The 19,036-nt window shown below is 70.6% G+C and carries 16 protein-coding genes; all 16 read left to right on the top strand.

Annotated elements, in window-relative coordinates:
- The first annotated feature begins 35 nt into the window (after positions 1 to 35).
- The 16 genes from rplA (at position 36) to rpoB (ending at position 18,950) form a co-directional block, all read left to right on the top strand.
- Positions 36 to 797: a 50S ribosomal protein L1 gene (gene rplA / locus GGQ55_RS05585; protein ID WP_436277824.1), complete on the top strand. Its 762-nt coding sequence runs from the start codon at positions 36 to 38 to the stop codon at positions 795 to 797.
- Positions 798 to 956: 159 nt separating this feature from the next.
- Entirely contained in the window at positions 957 to 1,586 is a 630-nt protein-coding gene (locus GGQ55_RS05580) for a DUF6919 domain-containing protein (RefSeq protein WP_179715499.1), read from the top strand.
- A gap of 261 nt (positions 1,587 to 1,847) precedes the next feature.
- Positions 1,848 to 2,480: a 50S ribosomal protein L10 gene (gene rplJ / locus GGQ55_RS05575; protein ID WP_179715498.1), complete on the top strand. Its 633-nt coding sequence runs from the start codon at positions 1,848 to 1,850 to the stop codon at positions 2,478 to 2,480.
- 17 nt (positions 2,481 to 2,497) lie between these two features.
- The gene (rplL, locus tag GGQ55_RS05570) at positions 2,498 to 2,893 is read left to right on the top strand and encodes a 50S ribosomal protein L7/L12 (RefSeq protein WP_179715497.1); all 396 of its coding nucleotides are present in this window, start codon (positions 2,498 to 2,500) and stop codon (positions 2,891 to 2,893) included.
- Between the two features lie 320 nt (positions 2,894 to 3,213).
- The gene (locus tag GGQ55_RS05565) at positions 3,214 to 4,380 is read left to right on the top strand and encodes an ABC transporter ATP-binding protein (RefSeq protein ID WP_366488798.1); all 1,167 of its coding nucleotides are present in this window, start codon (positions 3,214 to 3,216) and stop codon (positions 4,378 to 4,380) included.
- Positions 4,377 to 5,192 (top strand): MlaE family ABC transporter permease, encoded by an 816-nt coding sequence (locus tag GGQ55_RS05560; RefSeq protein WP_246323767.1) that lies wholly within the window; start codon positions 4,377 to 4,379, stop codon positions 5,190 to 5,192. Before GGQ55_RS05565 ends, GGQ55_RS05560 begins: the two co-directional genes overlap by 4 nt.
- Positions 5,192 to 6,061, top strand: coding sequence for an MlaE family ABC transporter permease (locus tag GGQ55_RS05555; protein ID WP_179715496.1), 870 nt, complete (start codon positions 5,192 to 5,194; stop codon positions 6,059 to 6,061). Before GGQ55_RS05560 ends, GGQ55_RS05555 begins: the two co-directional genes overlap by 1 nt.
- 7 nt (positions 6,062 to 6,068) lie before the next feature.
- Positions 6,069 to 7,460, top strand: a complete 1,392-nt coding sequence (locus GGQ55_RS05550; RefSeq protein ID WP_179715495.1) for an MCE family protein — start codon at positions 6,069 to 6,071, stop codon at positions 7,458 to 7,460.
- Entirely contained in the window at positions 7,457 to 8,509 is a 1,053-nt protein-coding gene (locus GGQ55_RS05545) for an MCE family protein (protein ID WP_179715494.1), read from the top strand. The genes GGQ55_RS05550 and GGQ55_RS05545 overlap by 4 nt, the downstream gene beginning before the upstream one ends.
- Positions 8,509 to 9,543: an MCE family protein gene (locus GGQ55_RS05540; RefSeq protein ID WP_179715493.1), complete on the top strand. Its 1,035-nt coding sequence runs from the start codon at positions 8,509 to 8,511 to the stop codon at positions 9,541 to 9,543. The genes GGQ55_RS05545 and GGQ55_RS05540 overlap by 1 nt, the downstream gene beginning before the upstream one ends.
- Positions 9,543 to 10,784 carry an MCE family protein gene (locus tag GGQ55_RS05535; protein WP_179715492.1) on the top strand — a complete coding sequence of 414 codons (1,242 nt, stop codon included), beginning with the start codon at positions 9,543 to 9,545 and terminating at the stop codon, positions 10,782 to 10,784. Before GGQ55_RS05540 ends, GGQ55_RS05535 begins: the two co-directional genes overlap by 1 nt.
- Positions 10,781 to 12,034 (top strand): MCE family protein, encoded by a 1,254-nt coding sequence (locus GGQ55_RS05530; RefSeq protein WP_179715491.1) that lies wholly within the window; start codon positions 10,781 to 10,783, stop codon positions 12,032 to 12,034. The genes GGQ55_RS05535 and GGQ55_RS05530 overlap by 4 nt, the downstream gene beginning before the upstream one ends.
- A complete protein-coding gene (locus GGQ55_RS05525) occupies positions 12,031 to 13,311 on the top strand; it encodes an MCE family protein (RefSeq protein WP_179715490.1) in 1,281 nt (426 codons plus the stop codon). Before GGQ55_RS05530 ends, GGQ55_RS05525 begins: the two co-directional genes overlap by 4 nt.
- Before the next feature lie 52 nt (positions 13,312 to 13,363).
- Positions 13,364 to 14,134 (top strand): hypothetical protein, encoded by a 771-nt coding sequence (locus GGQ55_RS05520; RefSeq protein WP_179715489.1) that lies wholly within the window; start codon positions 13,364 to 13,366, stop codon positions 14,132 to 14,134.
- A gap of 5 nt (positions 14,135 to 14,139) precedes the next feature.
- Positions 14,140 to 15,021 (top strand): hypothetical protein, encoded by an 882-nt coding sequence (locus GGQ55_RS05515; RefSeq protein ID WP_179715488.1) that lies wholly within the window; start codon positions 14,140 to 14,142, stop codon positions 15,019 to 15,021.
- A 419-nt stretch (positions 15,022 to 15,440) separates the two neighbouring features.
- Positions 15,441 to 18,950, top strand: a complete 3,510-nt coding sequence (gene rpoB / locus GGQ55_RS05510; RefSeq protein ID WP_218859175.1) for a DNA-directed RNA polymerase subunit beta — start codon at positions 15,441 to 15,443, stop codon at positions 18,948 to 18,950.
- The last annotated feature ends 86 nt before the right edge of the window (positions 18,951 to 19,036 follow it).

The following is a 19,036-nucleotide window of genomic DNA, read 5'->3' as shown; positions in this document are numbered from 1 at the left end:
AACAGTGGGAGGGCCACGCCAGGCCCGTCAACCACGTGAGCTCCCGGCTCGACGAGCCGGGGGAGAGGAACACCCCCATGGCGAAGCACGGCAAGAAGTACCAGCAGGCCGCGGCCAAGGTCGACCGCGAGAACCTGTACTCCCCGCTGCAGGCGGCGAACCTGGCCAAGGAGACGTCGCCGACCAGCTACGACGCGACCGTCGAGGTGGCCATGCGGCTCGGGGTCGACCCCCGCAAGGCCGACCAGATGGTCCGCGGCACGGTCAACCTGCCCCACGGCACCGGCAAGACCGCGCGCGTCATCGTCTTCGCGACCGGTGACAAGGCCGCCGAGGCCGAGGCCGCCGGCGCCGACGTCGTCGGCTCGGACGACCTGATCGAGCGCATCCAGGGCGGCTTCCTGGACTTCGACGCCGCGATCGCGACCCCCGACCAGATGGCCAAGGTCGGCCGCATCGCGCGCATCCTCGGTCCCCGCGGCCTGATGCCGAACCCGAAGACCGGCACCGTGACCCCCGACGTCACCAAGGCCGTCAACGACATCAAGGGCGGGAAGATCAACTTCCGCGTCGACAAGCAGGCCAACCTGCACCTCGTGATCGGCAAGACGTCGTTCGACGACACCAAGCTGGTCGAGAACTACGCCGCCGCCCTCGACGAGGTGCTGCGGGCCAAGCCGGCCGCGGCGAAGGGTCGGTACCTCAAGAAGGTCACCATCTCCACGACGATGGGCCCGGGCATCCCGGTCGACCCGAACCGCACCCGCAACCTCACGGTGGACGAGCCCACCGCCTGAAAAACACCCCCTGCCCCCCTCCAGTCGCAAGCTCGTGGCGGGACCTTGCAGGGGGCCGGGCCCCGTCGCGCGCTGCGCGGCGGGGCCCTCTCGCGTTCCGTCCACAGACCGGCCCTGTGGACGACGCCGGCGATCCGTCGAGCACCGCACGCTCGTCGCATGCCCGCGCACCTGCACGACAGCGACGACACCTGCCCGGCCTGTCTCCCGGCCTGGCAGCAGGCCGGTTCCGTCTCCCGGCTCCGGGAACTGACCGCCCGGTTCATCGAAGGCCGGTTGCGCGCCCATCCGCACTACCTGGGCGCCACGGTGGCGGGCGAGACCGAGCACCTGGTCGACGTCCTGGCCGAGATCAACCGTGCCGGCCTCCTGACGCACAACTCGCAGCCGGGGGAGGACGATGAGGGCTGGCTCCAGCGGGCGTGGGTGCACGGATACGCCACCGAGGCCGTCGTCGACGCCCTGGCCGCGGGCTGTCTCGGCACCGACCTCCTGGTGCTCGCCCTCCCGCCGGGGGTGCTGGACGGCGCTCGGGTGTGCGTGACCCGCGACGGTGCGCACGAGGGCACCTGGGCGGGCGCGTTCGACGATCCGGTGTCGGTGTTCGGGACGGGGTCGGGCCAACTGGCGGCCCAGCTCGCCCGGCTGTGGTGCGTCGACGTCATCGATCCCGTGTGGGGGCGGGACGACGTGCTGTGGGCAGCGGTCCGGCGAGCACTCGCCGCACGACCGGCGCGACGTTTCCTCCTCGAGCCGGGTGAGGGCCACGCGTGCAGCGTGCACTCCTGAGCCGGGCGGCCGATGGCTCGTCGTCTCGGGCGTGTACCCTTGTCGACGTTCCCCCCAAGACCGCTGGTCGTCGCACGTCCTCGTGTGATCGAAGGTCCCGGAGTTCCGGGCGGCCCGCGCAGGAGGACGGTCCGATCGGTGGGCGCTCGCGCGTCCCGCCTCTCGCCCCGTGCGCCTGCGCCGGGGCGTTTCTCGTCTCCAGGCCTCGCTCTCCGTCGTCGCGCCTCCTCCGGTGGTCGCCCGACCGACGAGAGGAGGCCCATGCCCACGCAGGCCAAGGCCGCCGTGATCGACGAGATCACCGAGCGGTTCCAGAAGTCCAGCGCGGCCGTGCTCACCGAGTACCGCGGGCTGACCGTGGCCCAGCTGACCCAGCTGCGCCGCTCCCTCGGTGAGGGCAGCAGCTACGCCGTCGTCAAGAACACCCTGACGAAGCGGGCGGCGGAGGAGGTCGGCTACTCCGACCTGTCCCCGCTGCTCAACGGCCCGACCGCCATCGCCTTCATCGAGGGCGAGCCGGTCAACGCCGCCAAGGCGATCCGGGACTTCGCCCGGGCCAACCCGCTGCTCGTGGTCAAGGGTGGTGTGGTCGACGGGCGGACGGTGTCCCCCGCCGAGATCACCCGCCTGGCCGACGTCGAGCCGCGCGAGGTCCTGCTGGCCAAGCTGGCCGGCGCGATGAAGGGCAACCTGTCCAAGGCCGCGGGTCTGTTCCAGGCCCCGCTCGCGCAGGTCGCCCGGCTGGCTGCCGCGCTGCAGGAGAAGAAGCCCGCGGAGGCCGCACCTTCGGGTGACACGGCCGCCGCGGACGAGGCTCCCGTCGCCGACGCCGCTGCTGACTCCACCCCCGACACCGACTCCGCTGCCGCCGACGACGCGGCCAGCACCGACTGACCCAGAAGGAGAGAACCATGGCCAAGCTGTCCACCGCGGACCTGCTCGACGCGTTCAAGGAGATGACGCTGCTCGAGCTGTCCGACTTCGTGAAGCAGTTCGAGGAGACCTTCGAGGTCACCGCCGCTGCCCCGGTCGCCGTCGCGGCCGCTGCCCCCGCCGGTGGCGGCGGTGGCGGTGGCGAGGAGGCCGCTGCCGAGCAGGACGAGTTCGACGTCATCCTCGAGAGCGCCGGCGACAAGAAGATCCAGGTCATCAAGGAGGTGCGCGGCCTGACCTCGCTCGGCCTCAAGGAGGCCAAGGACCTGGTCGACAACGCGCCGAAGCCGGTCCTGGAGAAGGTCGCCAAGGACGCCGCCGACAAGGCCAAGGCCGCCCTCGAGGGCGCCGGCGCCACGGTGACCGTCAAGTAAAGGACCCCGCTGCCCCCCCACGCCTCGCAAGCTCGGCGCGGGACCCTACAGCAGGGCCGTAGAACCACCGCACGTCCCGCAGGGGCCGTCCTCCACCGGAGGGCGGCCCCTGCGGCCTTCTCCGGCACGAGACCGGCGTCACCGTTTCCAGGTGACACACGTAACCTGTTCGCGGTTCCGTCGTTACTGACGAGTAGTGAGCAATACGGGGCTCGGCCGTCCGGATGCGAAGTCGCAGCCCAGGCCGCAGACTGCCGATCGCTCACCGATCATGGTGGGCCGGGTCACCGGCACCGCTGCCGGAGCACGGGAGGTCGTTCGTGGGCGTCGCGGTGGAGGTCCAGGGGCTGACGAAGTCGTTCGGCAGCCAGAACATCTGGAGCGACGTCACGCTCACCCTGCCGCCGGGGGAGATCTCGGTGCTGCTGGGTCCCTCCGGCACCGGGAAGTCGGTCTTCCTGAAGTCGCTCGTCGGGCTGCTCAAGCCCGAGCAGGGGTCGATCACCATCGAGGGCACCGACATCGTGCGGGCCGGCGAGCACGACCTCTACGAGATCCGGAAGCTGTTCGGCGTCCTGTTCCAGGACGGCGCCCTGTTCGGCTCGATGAACCTCTTCGACAACATCGCCTTCCCGCTGCGCGAGCACACGAAGAAGGGCGAGTCGGAGATCCGCAGCATCGTGCTGGAGAAGATGGAGATGGTCGGTCTCCAGGGTGCCGAGGGCAAGCTCCCCGGCGAGATCTCCGGCGGTATGCGCAAGCGGGCCGGCCTGGCCCGCGCCCTCGTGCTCGACCCGGAGATCATCCTGTTCGACGAGCCGGACTCCGGCCTCGACCCGGTCCGCGTCGCCTACCTCAACCAGCTGATCGTCGACCTCAACGCGCAGATCGACGCGACGTTCCTGATCGTCACGCACGACATCGGCACCGCCCGGACCGTGCCGGACAACCTGGGCCTGCTGTTCCGCCGCAACCTGGTCATGTTCGGCCCGCGCGAGCAGCTGCTCACCAGCCAGGAGCCCGTGGTCCGGCAGTTCCTCAACGGCCGCCGCGAGGGCCCGATCGGCATGAGCGAGGAGAAGGACGTCGCCCAGGTCGAGGCCGAGATGGCCGCGCTCGAGGCGCGTGGCGGCGACTCGCACAACGGCGTCGGTCCGAAGGGCGCCAGCGGTGGGGACGCCGTCCCGCCGCAGCTCGAGCCGACCGAGGGCCTGCCCGAGCGCAAGGCTCAGCGCCGCCGCCAGGAGCGGGTCGCCCGGATGCTGCACGAGTTCGACGAGGACACCGCCGAGGCGATCCGCGCGTCGCTCCCCGAGGACCTCCTGGCCCACGTCGACTCCGGCACCTTCCGGCCCACCGAGGACGCCGGCGGCCGGCACTGGGCGCCCGAGCCCGACGCCGCACCTCGCACCGAGCCCGTCGGCGAGCCCGCCGGTGCCGGGGCCAGCAACCCCTGGTGGGCCGGCGGGTCGCGGGGGAACGAATGACGGCCACCGGCAAGCCCAAGGCCCCGGGCCTGTTCGACGGCAAGCTCTCGCCGACCCGGCCGCTGGCCGCCGCCGGCAACCTGTTCGCCTTCGCGCTCGACACCCTCCGGGCGCTGCCGCGCCGGCCGTTCCAGCTGCGCGAGTTCGTGCAGCAGACCTGGTTCATCGCCAGCGTGACGATCCTGCCGACCGCGCTGGTCGCGATCCCGTTCGGCGCGGTCATCGCGCTGCAGCTGGGCTCGCTGACCCGGCAGCTCGGCGCCCAGTCGTTCACCGGCTCGGCCTCGGTGCTGGCGGTGCTGCGCGAGGCCAGCCCGATCGTGACCGCGCTGCTCATCGCCGGCGCCGGCGGCTCGGCGATCTGCGCCGACCTCGGCGCCCGCAAGATCCGCGACGAGATCGACGCGATGGAGGTGCTGGGGATCAGCCCGATCCAGCGCCTCGTCGTCCCCCGGGTGCTCGGCTGCATGATCGTGGCCACCCTGCTCAACGGCCTGGTCAGCGTGGTCGGCGTCGCCGGCGGCTACTTCTTCAACGTGATCCTGCAGGGCGGCACCCCGGGCGCCTACCTCGCCTCGTTCAGCGCGCTGGCCCAGGTGGCCGACTTCTGGACCGGTGAGATCAAGGCGCTGATCTTCGGGGCGATCGCGGCGATCGTCGCGGCCTACAAGGGCCTGCGCGCCGGCGGCGGTCCCAAGGGCGTCGGCGACGCGGTCAACCAGTCCGTCGTCATCACGTTCCTGCTGCTGTTCGCGGTGAACTTCGTGATCACCGCGATCTACTTCCAGCTCGTCCCGCCGAAGGGGCAGTGATGGCCACCCTGCTCTCGCCGGCGGACCGCATCCGCCTCGGCATCCGGCGCATCCGCCGGGTCGGCCGCAAGCCGCTGGAGGTCCTCGACGACCTCGGCGACCAGCTCAGCTTCTACGGCCGCGCCCTGGCCTGGACGCCGCGGACGCTGCGCCGCTACAAGAAGGAGACGATGCGGCTGCTGGCCGAGGTCACCTTCGGCACCGGGGCGCTGGCCGTCATCGGCGGCACGGTCGGCGTCATCGCCTTCCTGTCCTTCTTCACCGGTACCGAGGTCGGCCTGCAGGGCTACGCCGCGCTCGACCAGCTGGGCACCTCGGCGTTCACCGGGTTCCTCTCCGCCTACTTCAACACGCGCGAGATCGCGCCGCTGGTGGCCGGCCTGGCGCTGTCGGCGACGGTCGGCTGCGGCTTCACCGCGCAGATCGGCGCGATGCGGATCAACGAGGAGATCGACGCGCTCGAGGTCATGGGCGTGCCGTCGCTGCCGTTCCTCGTGACCACGCGCATCGTCGCGGGCTTCATCGCCGTCATCCCGCTCTACGTGCTGGGCCTGCTCACCAGCTACTTCGCCACCCGGACCATCGCCACCCAGGCGTACGGCCAGTCCGCGGGCACCTACGACCACTACTTCAACCTGTTCCTGCCGCCGCAGGACGTGCTGTGGTCGTTCGTCAAAGTGCTGATCTTCTCCGTCGTGATCATCCTGACCCACTGCTACTACGGCTACCGGGCCAGCGGCGGCCCCGCCGGCGTCGGCCTGGCCGTGGGCCGCGCGGTGCGGTTCTCGATCGTCGCGGTGAACATCATCGACCTGTTCCTGTCCCTGGCCATCTGGGGTTCCACGACGACCGTCCGGATCGCGGGGTGAGCCGGCGATGAGCTCGAAGCGGGGGCGGACCGTCCGACGGCGGCTGCAGGGGGTGGCGTTCCTCGTCGTCCTGGCGGCCCTGCTCGGGCTGTCGGTCGCCTTCTACAACAAGGCCTTCGCCGACGTGGCGACGGTGACGCTGAAGACCGACACCGCGGGCAACCAGCTGCAGGAGGCCTCCGACGTCAAGGTCCGCGGCGTCATCGTCGGCGAGGTGCGCGACGTGAAGGCGGACCTGGACGGCGCCACGATCACCCTGGCGATCAACCCGCAGTACCTGCCGGAGATCCCGGACAACGTCACCGCCCGGCTGCTGCCCAAGACGCTGTTCGGCGAGCGGTTCGTCAGCCTGGTCCCGCCGCAGGACCCGTCCACCAAGCCGCTCGCCGACGGCGCGGTCATCGGCCAGGACCGCACCAAGGACGCCATCGAGCTGCAGAAGGTCATCGACGACCTGCTGCCGCTGCTGCAGGCCGTGCCGCCGCAGGACCTCTCCTACACCCTCGGCGCGGTCGCCGACGCGCTGCGCGGCCGCGGCGACCGGCTGGGGGAGAACCTGGTCAGCACCGGCACCTACGTCGGCCAGATCAACACGGTGCTCCCGCAGCTGCAGGCCGACATCTCCGGCCTGGCCGATGTCAGCGACACCTACAACTCCGCGGCCGACGACCTGCTCGCCGTCCTGGACAACCTGTCGATCACCAACTCCACGATCGTCGACCAGGCCGAGCAGCTGAAGCGGACGTTCACCGTGGTCGGCAGCTCGGCGACCACCGGCGCGCAGTTCCTCGAGCAGAACGAGTCGAGCCTGATCTCGCTGGCCGAGACCTCGCGGCCGGTGCTCGGCGTCTTCGCCAAGTACTCGCCCGAGTACCCCTGCCTGCTCAACGGGCTGACCCGCTTCGAGCCGATGATCAGCGAGGCCTTCGGTGCCGACGGCGACCCGGCGCTGAACCTCAACATCTCGGTGTCGCTGCCGCCGCGCAACCCCTACCAGCCCGGGGACCAGCCCGCCTACCTCGACAAGTCCGGGCCGGACTGCCGCGGGCTGACCAACATCGACGCGATCATCGCCGCCGCGCAGCACGGCGAGTACTACTGCCCGACCCCGCCCGCCGACGGCGTCGACTCGACGGACAACCCGGTGTCGGGCAACCCGCACTGCATCGGCGGCAGCGGGCCGAACGACGTGCCGGCGGGGGCCGGCAACCCCAACGCGAGCCCCACCGGCAGCGCCGGGCAGTCGGCGAACTTCTCGCTGGCCGGATCGACGGCGGAACTGGACTTCGTGAAGAGCATCCTCGGCTACCAGACCGGGACCGACCCCGGCGACGTCTCGGACCTCGCCGCCTCGACGATGGCGCCGTTCCTGCGGGGCACCCAGGTGGTGATCCCGTGAGGAGCCTCGCCGGGCCGCTGACCAAGCTGGCCGTCTTCGCGCTGGTCACGATCCTGGCCAGCTACGTGCTGGTCTCGACGATCACCAACGCCGGTTACGGCGAGCAGGTGACCTACCGGGCCCAGTTCACCGACGTGGCCGGGCTCGTGAAGGGCGACGAGGTGCGGATCGCCGGCGTGCGCGTCGGTCAGGTCACCGGCATCGAGCTGTCCCCCGCCAAGGAGAAGCCCGTCGCCGTCGTCGAGCTCGAGGTGGAGAAGGACGTCCCGCTGCCCGAGGCGGTGCAGGCCACGATCCGCTACCGCAACCTGGTCGGCCAGCGCTACATCTCGCTGACCGAGGGGCAGGGCTCGGCCGGGCGCACGCTGCAGGCGAACGCGGTCATCCCGCTCAAGCAGACCCACCCCGCGCTGGACCTCACCGTGCTCTTCGGCGGGTTCCAGCCGCTGTTCCAGGCCCTGTCGCCGGCCGACGTGAACCGCCTGTCCTTCGAGGTCATCCAGGTCTTCCAGGGCGAGGGCGGCACCGTCGAGAGCCTGCTGTCGCACGTGGCCTCGCTGTCGTCGTCCCTCGCCGACAAGGACCAGGTGATCGGCAGCGTCATCGACAACCTGACGAAGGTGCTCGGCACCGTCGCCGCCCGCGACCAGCAGCTCAACGACCTGATCATCAGCCTGCAGCAGTTCGTCAGCGGGCTGGCGGCCGACAAGGACGCCATCTTCAACTCGCTGCAGACCGTCGACACCCTGGCCGACACCACCGCCGGCCTGCTCGAGCAGGCGCGGCCGCCGCTGCAGGCCGACATCCAGCAGCTGCAGGTCCTGGCCGGCAACGTGGCCGCCGGCGGCGACCAGCTCCAGCAGTTCCTCCAGCTCGCGCCGACCAAGCTCGACCTGATCACCCGGACGGCGATCAACGGCAGCTGGTTCAACTTCTTCCTGTGCGGGGCCTCGGGCTTCATCGTCCTCCCGGGCACCGACCCGACCACGACCAACGGGATCACCGTCCCGGCCGGCGGGCTCAACAACGGAGAGGCGGGGTGCAGCTGATGGCCCGGCACTCCAAGCCCTTCCGCGACCGCAACCCGGTCGTCATCGGCGCGATCAGCCTGGCGGTGATCGCCGCGCTCGTGCTGCTGGCGTTCAACGCCCAGTCGCTTCCGCTGATCGGCGGCGGCACCGTCTACAAGGCGCAGTTCTCCGAGGCCGCCGGCCTGCAGCCCGACGACCCGGTGCGCGTGGCCGGCGTCAAGGTCGGCAAGGTCGAGAGCCTCTCCCTCGAGCACGGCGCGGTGATGGTCGAGTTCCGGGTGAAGGACGCCTTCGTCGGCGACCAGTCCGAGGCGGCCATCAAGATCGAGACGGTGCTCGGCGCCAAGTACCTGGCGCTGGTGCCGCGCGGTCAGGGCGAGCTCGACCCGGACAGCCCGATCCCGCTCAGCCGCACGGCGTCGCCCTACGACGTCGTCGAGGCCTTCGCCGACCTGTCGACCACCATCGACCAGATCGACACCACGCAGCTGGCGAACTCGTTCGAGGTGCTCTCGCAGACCTTCAGCAACACCCCCGACGACGTGCGCACGTCGCTGCAGGGGCTGTCCCGCCTCTCGGAGACGATCGCCTCGCGCGACCAGCAGCTGAAGACCCTGATGGCGGCCACCCGCCAGGTGACGCAGGTGCTGTCCGACCGCAACGGGGAGTTCACCCAGCTGATCGTCGACTCGAACACCCTGCTGCAGGAGGTGCAGAAGCGCCGGCAGCTGATCGACTCGATCCTGACCAACACCCAGAAGCTGTCCACCCAGCTCTCCGGCCTGGTCGCCGACAACCGCGAGGCGCTCACCCCGGCGCTGCAGCAGCTCGGCGCGGTGACCGACATCCTCGAGCGCAACCGCTCGGCGCTGGGGGAGACGGTGAACAAGCTGGCGCCGTTCGTCCGCGTCTTCACCAACACCCTGGGCAACGGGCGCTGGTTCGACAGCTTCGTCGAGAACCTCATCCCCGGCGTGCTCGGCTCCGCGCTCTGCGGCGGTGCGTCGCAGACGCCCCTGCCCGTCGGCTGCAGCTCGGGGGGTGGCAACTGATGACGGGGACCCTGCAGCGGGGGGTGGCGATCGGCGCCGCCGCGATCCTGCTCATCGCGATCGGCTGGACCGTGCTGCGGCCGGTCGGCGCGTACCGGGTGACGGCGTACTTCACCCAGACCGTCGGCCTCTACAAGGGCTCCGACGTGCGCATCCTCGGCATCCCGGTCGGCACGATCACCGACGTCGAGCCGATGGGCGACCGGGTCCGGGTGGACATGGAGATCGACGACACCTACGCGATCCCGGCCGACGCCAACGCCGTCGTGCTCGCCCCGTCGCTGGTCTCCGACCGCTACGTGCAGTTCGCCCCGGTCTACGACGGCGGCGCGAAGATGAAGGACGGCGCGACGCTGTCGCTCAAGCGCACCGCCGTCCCGGTGGAGCTCGACCAGGTCTACGGCGCGCTCGACGACCTCTCCTCGGCCCTCGGCCCGACCGGCGCCAACAGGAACGGCGCGCTGTCGGACCTGATCGGCACCGGCGCGGCCAACCTCGACGGCAACGGCGAGCTGCTCAACCAGACGCTGACCGGCTTCTCGCAGGCCGTGCAGACCCTGGCCGAGAACCGCGACGACCTGTTCGACTCGCTGGACAACCTGCAGCGGTTCACCACCGCGCTGGCCACGGTCGACACGCAGGTCCGCCAGTTCAACGACAACATGGCCGCGGTGGCCGAGCAGCTCGCCGGCGAGCGCCAGGACCTGCAGCAGGCGGTCTCCCTGCTCAACCAGGCCCTCGCCGACGTCGCGACGTTCGTCCAGGACAACACCGCGCTGCTGACCAGCAACGTGGACAAGCTCGCCGACGTGACCCTCACCCTGGTCCAGCAGCGGCAGGCGCTGGCCGAGGTGCTCGACGTCGCGCCCGCGGCCCTGGGCAACCTCTCGCACGCGTACAACCCCGACACCGGGACGCTGGACACCCGCGACAACTCGCTGGGGTCGACCAACGCCGACGTGATCGTCTGCCAGGTGCTCGCGCAGACCGGCCGGCTCACGTTCCCGGCCGGGTTCAACGTCAACGACCTCACCCAGCTGCTGGCGCTGCCGCCGGTCGGGCAGATCTGCGCCCGGCTGCTGTCCGGCGACGCCAACGCCGACAACCAGCTCGACGACCTCAACGGCAACGGCGTCCCCGACCTGCAGGAGCTGCTCACGGCGATCTTCGGCTCGGGGGGCGGCACCGGCGGCGGCAGCCAGTTGCCCGGTCTGCCCGTGGTGGGAGGTGGTTCGCAGTGACCGGCCTGGGACGACGCCTGGGCGCCCTCGGGGCGGGCCTGGTCCTGCTGTCCGGCTGCGGCTTCCGCGGCGCGTACTCGTTCAACCTGCCCGGCGGCGCGGACGTCGGCGACGACCCGTACACGGTGCAGATCCAGTTCGCCGACGTCCTCGACCTGGTGCCGCAGTCCGGCGTCCGGGTGGCCGACGTCCCGGTCGGCCGGGTCACCGGCATCAAGCTCAAGGACGACTGGACGGCGGTCGTGACCGTCACCGTCAACGGTGGGGTCGACCTGCCGGCCAACGCGACCGCGGCGATCCAGCAGTCCTCGCTGCTCGGCGAGAAGTACGTCGAGCTCGCCAAGCCCACCGGTGAGGCACCGCAGGGCCGCCTCGAGGACGGCGCGCTCATCCCGCTGGACCGCACCGGCCGCAACGTCGAGGTCGAGGAGCTGCTCGGCGCGATGTCGCTGGTGCTCAACGGCGGCGGGCTGGAGAAGCTGCAGACGATCAACCGCGAGCTCGGCGTGGCCATGCAGGGCCGGGAGAGCGAGCTGAAGAACACCCTCGACCAGCTCGACACCTTCATCGGCGGCCTGGACCAGCAGAAGGAGGAGATCAACCGGGCGCTGGACAGCGTGAACGCCCTCGCCGCGACCCTGGCCCAGCGCACCGGCACGATCGAGAACGCGCTGGACACCATCGGGCCCGGGCTCGACGTCCTCAACCAGCAGGAGGACATGCTGGTCTCGATGCTGCAGAGCCTCGACCGGCTCGGCCAGGTCGGCACCCGGATCATCAACCAGGCCGGGCAGAACACCGTGGCCGACCTGCAGCTGCTCCAGCCGATCATCAGCCAGCTCGCCGCGGCCGGCTCGGACCTGACCGGGTCGCTGGACCTGCTGCTGACCTACCCGTTCCCGGCCAGCTCGCTGACCGCCCTCAACTACCGGCCCGACTCCCGGACCGGTGGCTACGGCCTGTTCACCAACATGACCGCCACGCTGAACCTGGACCTGCGCGAGATCCTCTGCCGCTACGTCGTCGACCCGGTGACCGGCGCGCTGAAGATCGCGCCGCAGGACGTGGTCGGCACCCAGTGCGGCCAGGCCGGCACGCCGCCGGGCAACCAGCAGAGCACCACGACCACCACGACGACGACCCTCGTCCCGCTGCCGGGCCTGGACGGCGTCACGGGAGCCATCGCCGGCGTCACCGGCGGCACCGCGGGCCTGCCCGGGCTCCCGATCATCTCGGGGGGCTCGCAGTGATCACGCGCAAGACGAAGCTGAAGCTGATCGCGTTCGCGATGCTCGCCGTCGTCGGCATGGCCTATCTCGGGTTCAAGTACGTCGGCCTGGACCGCGTGCTGCTCGGCACCGGTTACGACGTCGCGGCCGACTTCAAGGACTCCGGCGGCATCTTCGTCAACGCCGAGGTCACCTACCGCGGCGTCGCGGTCGGCCGGGTCTCGGACATGAAGCTCACCGACGACGGCGTCCGGGTGGTGCTGACCATCAACCCGGACGCCAAGCCGATCCCGGCGGCGGCCAAGGCGGTCGTCGCCAACCGCAGCGCGGTGGGGGAGCAGTACGTCGACCTGCGTCCGGACAGCGACAAGGGGCCGTTCCTCAAGGACGGCTCGGTGATCCCGCAGAGCCGCACGTCGATCCCGATCCCGGTCGAGCAGCTGCTGCTCGACGTCGACCAGCTGGTCGGGTCGCTGAACACCGACGACCTGCGCACCGTCGTCGACGAGCTCGGCAAGGCGTTCGCCGGCTCCGGTGACGACCTGACCCGGCTGATCGACAACGGCGACCTGCTGCTGACCCGCGCGGAGCAGTCGCTGCCGCAGACGCTGCAGCTGATCACCGACGGCGAGACCGTGCTGAACACCCAGGTGGCCAGCCGCTCGGCGATCCAGGACTGGGCGCAGAACCTGCGGCTGGTCACCGACACGCTCGTGCAGATGGACCCCGACCTGCGCGAGCTCGTGGTCAACGCCCCCGACGCCGCGGCCGCGCTGCAGGACCTCGTGAACAACGCCGGCCCGGGGCTCGGCTCGCTGGTCCGCAACCTCGACATCCTGAACAAGGTCACCATCCCGCGGCTCGACGGGGTCGAGCAGCTGCTGGTGACCTACCCCGACGTCGTCTCCGGCGGGTTCAGCGTGCTGCGCAACGACGGCGGGGTGCTGCGGGCCCACTTCGGCTTCGTGCTCAACAACGGCGACCCGCGGGCCTGCACCAGCGGCTACATCTCCACCGGCCAGACGCCGAGCCCCGACGCGGTCGCCAGCACGGACACCAGCGGGATCCAGTGCCAGGTGATCAACGGGGTCGACCCGAACCCGGGCGACGGCATCGACGAGTCGGGCTCGGACATCCGCGGTTCCCAGAACATCGGCGGCAGCGGGGGCGTCGGCTCGCCCGGCCCGACCGGTGGGGTGACCGGGAGCGCGAACCCGCTGTCCCCGCTGACCGACGCCGTCAACCAGCTGCTGAGCGGCCTGCTGTCGGCCAACCCCGTCGCGAGCTCGATCGGGTGATCGCCGCGATGTCGAGAAGCGCAAGGAACGGACGATCGAGAGGATGTCTCGGGTGACCAGCGAAGCGCGCGAACGCGCGCTGGCCGAGGACGACACCGTCCTCGTGACCGACGCCGAGGAGCGGTCGGGCGACGAGCCCGCCGCCGAGGAGGCGCGGTCGCAGGCCGACGAGCCGACCGAGAAGGCCGAGGAGACGGCTCTCCAGGACCAGGACGACGAGGTCGCCGAGCCGGCGAAGGGGCGGCGCGGCCTGCGCCGCCGGCGCGCGGCGGCCGCCGACGAGGAGGACGCCGAGGAGCTCGAGCCCGCCGACGACGAGGACGACACCGACCGCAGGCGCCGGGGCGCCGGTGCCCTGACGACGGGGCTCGCGGTCCTGCTGGTCCTGCTGCTCGCCGGCGGGGCGTGGCTGTGGTTCACCCGGCCCAAGACCTCGTCGGTGCACACCGGTGACTACGTCGCCGTCCTGCAGGCCGCCCGGTCGGAGATCGTCGACCTGACCTCGTTCGACTACCTGACCCTCGACGACGACATCGCCCAGGCGAAGCGCATCACCACCGGCGACCTGCAGAAGGAGGTCGTCGCCCAGCTGAACAAGACGCGGGCCGACGTCACCAACGCGCAGGCCGTGGTGAGCACCGAGGTCATCGGGGCGGCGGTGACCAAGGCCGACGACGAGCACGGAACGGTGGTGCTGTTCATCCAGTCCACCCAGAAGAACAACCAGGTCTCGCAGGCGCAGGTGCTGCAGTACCAGGTCGAGGCGAACCTGACCAAGGTCGGCGACCGCTGGCTGCTCTCCGGTATCCAGGGTCAGGGGTGAGCGGCATGCCCGAGACACCCGACGAACGGCCCCGCCCGACCCCCCGGCCCCGGCCGGGCGCCGCGGCCCGCCCCAGCCCACGCCCGCGGGTGGCCGGCAGCCGGCGCGACCGCGACGACGCCGACCCCACGACCCGCACCGTCCCCCAGCCGCGCACCGGCGCGCGCCCGGCCCGCCCGGCCGCTGCCCGCTCCACCGGTGAGGTGGTGGCGACCCCGAAGAAGACGTCGACGACGACGGCGGCGAAGGCGGGGGCGAAGGCGGCCGCCGCGAAGCCGTCCGGCAGGGCAGCCGCGACGTCGTCCGCCCGGCGTTCGACGCGCGCCGTCGCCGTCCAGGAGGCACCGGCCCGCCGGCGCGGCTCCGGGCTGGTGATCACGCTCGCCGTGCTCTGCGTGCTCGTCGCCGGCGCGGGCGGCTTCCTGCTCTGGCAGCGGCTGCACCCGCCGACGGTCAACGCCGCGGTGTTCTCCGCCACCCGGTCGGCGGCGCAGGCGCTCTACGCCTTCGACTACAAGGACCCGAAGGGCAGCCTGCAGCGCAAGGTCGACGTGCTCACCGGCGACCTGCGCGACCAGTACCAGAAGGACTCGAAGCAGGGCGGGATCGTCGACAGCGCGGTGCAGGTCTCGGCCACCACCCACCTGGACGTGCTCGACATCGGGCTGCAGCAGATCAACGACGCGCAGGACGCCGCGACCCTCGTCGTCTTCGGCAACTACGTGGTCAAGTCGGTCAACAGCGGCAGCCAGGCCGCGCCGCAGGGCTCCTCGTGCTCGGTCACCCCCGACGGTGCGCAGTCCTGCCGGCAGGTCATGCGGGTGCACGTCATCCGCGTCGACGGTGACTGGAAGATCGACGAGGTGACCGTCCTGACCGGAGCCTGAAGGTAAGGACCCCTTCTCCCCACCCCTCGCAGGCTCGGGGCGGGACCCGGAAGGCGGCCAAAGTACTAGCCGGTAGCGGCGTGGCAGTGTCCAAGCGGCGCTGAGCCTGGCATCATGGCTGCCACGCACGGCCCCGTGGAGCCCCTGTCCGCCGGAGCGCTCGTCGTCCCGGGTGTGGCGCTGGTCGCACAGCCCCCCCGACGTGGACAGCGCGCGCGTACAGGGGTAGGGTCTCCTGTTGCGCTGCCCCCTGACTGCCTGCCCGCCGAGACGGGTCACCAGGGGTGCCCGGGATTCCCCGGGTCACCCGGGTCGACCACTGGGCAGGAGTAGCGGACAGCCTCGCCATTACCGACGACGACCCAGGACGAACCAGCACCCACCGCCCGCACGTCGTGAGGTCCTTGGAAGGACGCATCTTGGCAGGCTCTCGCCCCACCAGCATTTCCGCCAGCACCACCGAGTCCGGCACCACCCGCACCACCCCGGCCAGCCCTCAGTCCGGTACCCGCACCGGCGAGGCGGATCAGCAGAAGATCCCCGGCGCTCCGCTCCGCGTCTCCTTCGCCAAGATCAACGAGCCTCTCGAGGTTCCGGATCTGCTGGCGCTGCAGACCGCTTCCTTCGACTGGCTCGTCGGCAACGAGTCGTGGCGGGCCACCCTCTCGCCGGAGGAGCAGCAGGCCGCCGTCGGCGGTCTGGCCGAGATCCTCGAGGAGATCTCGCCGATCGAGGACTTCAGCGGCTCGATGTCGCTGTCCTTCTCCAACCCGCGCTTCGAGGACGTCAAGGCGTCCCTCGAGGAGTGCAAGGACAAGGACATGACCTACGCGGCGCCGCTGTTCGTCACCGCCGAGTTCATGAACAACACCACCGGCGAGATCAAGAGCCAGACGGTGTTCATGGGCGACTTCCCGATCATGACGAAGAAGGGCACCTTCGTCATCAACGGGACCGAGCGCGTCGTCGTGTCGCAGCTCGTCCGCAGCCCGGGCGTCTACTTCGACAAGACCCTGGACAAGACGTCGGACAAAGACGTCTTCAGCGCCAAGGTGATCCCCAGCCGCGGTGCGTGGCTGGAGTTCGACGTCGACAAGCGCGACACCGTCGGCGTCCGCATCGACCGCAAGCGCCGCCAGCCGGTCACCGTGCTGCTCAAGGCCCTCGGCTGGACCGAGGACCGCATCCGCGAGCACTTCCAGTGGTCGCCCACGGTCCTCGCGACCCTGGAGAAGGACCACATCGCCGGCCAGGACGAGGCGCTGCTGGACATCTACCGCAAGCTGCGGCCGGGCGAGCCGCCGACGCGGGAGAGCGCCCAGGCGCTGCTGGAGAACCTCTTCTTCAACCCGAAGCGCTACGACCTGGCGAAGGTCGGCCGCTACAAGGTGAACAAGAAGCTCGGTGTCGAGGTGCCGCAGAGCACCCTGACGCTGACCGAGGACGACATCGTCGCCACCATCGAGTACGTCGTCCGGCTGCACGCCGGCGAGCCGGACCACGGCGTCGACGACATCGACCACTTCGGCAACCGTCGCCTGCGCACGGTCGGCGAGCTGATCCAGAACCAGATCCGGGTCGGCCTGTCCCGCATGGAGCGCGTCGTCCGCGAGCGGATGACCACCCAGGACGTCGAGGCGATCACGCCGCAGACCCTGATCAACATCCGGCCGGTCGTCGCCTCCATCAAGGAGTTCTTCGGCACCAGCCAGCTGTCCCAGTTCATGGACCAGACCAACCCCCTCGCGGGTCTGACCCACAAGCGCCGCCTGTCGGCGCTGGGTCCGGGCGGTCTGTCGCGTGAGCGGGCCGGCATGGAGGTCCGCGACGTGCACCCGAGCCACTACGGCCGGATGTGCCCGATCGAGACGCCGGAAGGCCCGAACATCGGCCTGATCGGCTCGCTGTCCTCCTTCGGCCGCGTCAACGCGTTCGGCTTCATCGAGACGCCGTACCGCAAGGTCGAGAACGGTGTCGTCTCCGACCACATCGACTACCTGACCGCCGACGAGGAGGACCGCTTCGTCGTCGCCCAGGCCAACTCGCCGCTGGACGCCCAGGGCCGGTTCGCCGAGGACCGCGTCCTGGTCCGCACCAAGGGCGGTGAGGTCGACTACCTGGCTCCCGAGAACGTCGACTACATGGACGTCTCGCCGCGCCAGATGACCTCGGTCGCGACGGCGATGATCCCGTTCCTCGAGCACGACGACGCCAACCGCGCGCTCATGGGCGCGAACATGCAGCGCCAGGCCGTGCCGCTGCTCCGCTCGGAGGCCCCGCTGGTGGGCACCGGCATGGAGCTGCGTGCCGCGGTCGACGCCGGCGACGTCGTGGTGGCCGAGAAGGCCGGTGTGGTCGAGGACTCCACCGCCGACTACGTCACCGTCATGGCCGACGACGGCACCCGGCAGACCTACCGCCTGCTGAAGTTCCGCCGCTCGAACCAAGGCACCTCGATCAACCAGTCCCCGGTCGTCGAGGAGGGCCAGCGGGTCGAGGTCGGCCAGGTCATCGCCGACGGGCCGTGCACCGACCAGGGCGAGATGGCGCTGGGCAAGAACCTGCTCGTCGCCTTCATGCCGTGGGAGGGCCACAACTACGAGGACGCGATCATCCTGTCGCAGCGCCTCGTGCAGGACGACGTCCTGTCCTCGATCCACATCGAGGAGTTCGAGGTCGACGCCCGCGACACCAAGCTCGGTGCCGAGGAGATCACCCGGGACATCCCGAACGTCTCCGAGGAGGTCCTCGCCGACCTCGACGAGCGCGGCATCATCCGCATCGGTGCCGAGGTCGTCCCCGGCGACATCCTCGTCGGCAAGGTCACGCCGAAGGGCGAGACCGAGCTGACCCCCGAGGAGCGGCTGCTCCGGGCGATCTTCGGTGAGAAGGCCCGCGAGGTCCGCGACACGTCGCTGAAGGTCAAGCACGGTGAGTCCGGCAAGGTCATCGGCGTCCGCGTGTTCTCGCGCGAGGACGGCGACGAGCTGCCCGCTGGCGTCAACGAGCTGATCCGGGTCTACGTCGCCCAGATGCGCAAGATCTCCGACGGCGACAAGCTCGCCGGCCGCCACGGCAACAAGGGCGTCATCTCGAAGATCCTGCCGCAGGAGGACATGCCGTTCCTCGAGGACGGCACCCCGGTCGACATCGTCCTGAACCCGCTCGGCGTGCCCGGCCGCATGAACGTCGGTCAGGTCCTGGAGACCCACCTCGGGTGGGTCGCCAAGCAGGGCTGGCAGGTCGAGGGTTCGCCGGAGTGGGCGGCCAAGCTGCCCGAGGGCGCGCTCTCGGCGGCCCCCGGCACCCGGACCGCGACGCCGGTGTTCGACGGCGCCAAGGAGGACGAGATCGTCGGCCTCCTGGGCTCGACGATCCCGAACCGGGACGGCGACCGCATGGTCGCCCCGACCGGCAAGGCCCGGCTGTTCGACGGCCGGTCCGGTGAGCCGTTCCCGGAGCCGATCTCGGTGGGCTACGTCTACATCCTGAAGCTGCTGCACCTGGTCGACGACAAGATCCACGCCCGCTCGACCGGCCCGTACTCGATGATCACGCAGCAGCCGCTGGGTGGTAAGGCGCAGTTCGGTGGCCAGCGCTTCGGTGAGATGGAGTGCTGGGCGATGCAGGCCTACGGCGCGGCCTACGCGCTGCAGGAGCTGCTGACCATCAAGTCCGACGACATCCTCGGCCGCGTCAAGGTCTACGAGGCGATCGTCAAGGGCGAGAACATCCCCGAGCCGGGCATTCCCGAGTCGTTCAAGGTGTTGCTCAAGGAGCTGCAGTCGCTGTGCCTCAACGTCGAGGTGCTCTCCGGCGACGGGCAGGCGATCGAGCTGCGCGACACCGACGACGAGGTCTTCCGGGCCGCGGAGGAGCTGGGCATCGACCTGTCCCGCCGCGAGCCTTCGAGCGTCGAGGACGTCTGATCGTCCCCGCCGGCCGGCTCTGAGCGTCAGGGCCGGCCGGCCACCCCACTTGGTCACAGAAGAGAACTAGCCCCGGGAAAGGGGTC

Source organism: Petropleomorpha daqingensis, from assembly GCF_013408985.1.
Classification (GTDB): domain Bacteria; phylum Actinomycetota; class Actinomycetes; order Mycobacteriales; family Geodermatophilaceae; genus Petropleomorpha; species Petropleomorpha daqingensis.
The sequence above is the reverse complement of the archived record's forward strand: the minus strand, read 5'-3'. Positions and strand labels throughout refer to the sequence as shown.